Below are 1,182 nucleotides of genomic sequence, written 5' to 3' on the forward strand. Positions count from 1 at the left end.
TGAGGTGACCCCTGTGGTGTGGACACTCTGACAATGGATCTTGATGGTCCGAGGAAGGGTGTCTTGGTGGGACGTAGGTCTCCGTATCCGGAGGAGTTCAGGCACGACGCGGTGGCGCTGTATCACGCGGCCGCTGGTCGGCGTACGTACGCGGCGGTCGCTGCGGATGTCGGGGTGACCGGCGAGACGCTGCGGTCCTGGGTGCGCCAGGCCGACGAACAGGCCGGCCGCACCGGCGGCCACGGCGGCGGCGCAATGGTGGAGGGCCGGGACGAGGAGCTCGCGCGGTTGCGCGCTGAGAATGGTCGGCTGCGCAAGCCGGAGAAGGAGTGGGAGCTTGAGAGGGAGATTCTGCGGCGGGCGGCCCAGTATTTCGCGAAGGAGATGAGGGCATGGCCGGCCGCTGGGGCTTCATCTCCGTCAACCGCGCCGACCTCGGCGTGCAGCGGATATGCCGGGCCCTGGGCCTTTCGCGCTCGGGCTACTACCGGTGGCTCGCCGGCGCCGAGGCCCGCGAGGCCCGCCGCAGGGACGACGACGCCCTGGTCGCGGAGATCCGCGAGATCCACGCCGATCACCGGGGAACCTACGGGGTCCGCCGCGTCCACGCCGAACTGCGCGGGTTCGGGCACACGGTCAACCGCAAGCGCGTCGAGCGGCTCATGCGTGTCAACGGAATCGAGGGCCGTCACCTGCGGCGCCGCAAGCGCACCACGATCCCGGACCGGCTCGCGCCGCCCGCCCCCGACCTCGTCCAACGCGACTTCCACGCCGTGAACCTGGACGAGAAGTGGTGCGGCGACATCACATACGTGCAGGTCGGCGGCACATGGCTCTACCTGGCATGCGTCCTGGACATCTGCTCGCGCCGGGTGCTCGGCTGGTCGATGGCCACCCACATGCGGACCGAGCTGGTCGTCGACGCGCTCACGATGGCGGTGGCGACCCGCGGCGGCCACATCGAGGGAGTGATCTTCCACGCGGACAGGGGATCCCAATACACCTCAGCGGCGTTCGCCCAGCTCAGCGACCGTTTCTGTATCCGCAGGAGCATGGGTCGTGTCGGGTCGAGCTACGACAACGCGCTGGCCGAGAGTTTCTGGCAGGGGCTGAAGAGAGAAGCGATGCAAGGGGTGTTCACGACGGTGCGTCAGGCCAGGCTGGAGATCTTCCAGTGGCTGA

At 68.7% G+C, this 1,182-nt stretch carries 1 protein-coding gene; it reads left to right on the forward strand.

The genetic code is table 11. The features are described 5' to 3' along the window. Positions 1-66: 66 nt before the first annotated feature. Positions 67-1,182 (forward strand): IS3 family transposase gene (locus tag ABT160_RS47060; protein ID WP_502984435.1). Its coding sequence is split into 2 segments (ribosomal slippage), with 1,117 coding nucleotides annotated over them: positions 67-346 and positions 346-1,182; the frame shifts between segments, so codons are not numbered across the junction. This gene is flagged as partial in the annotation.

This window comes from Streptomyces sp. NPDC001941 (assembly GCF_040296945.1).
Taxonomy (GTDB): Bacteria; Actinomycetota; Actinomycetes; order Streptomycetales; family Streptomycetaceae; genus Streptomyces.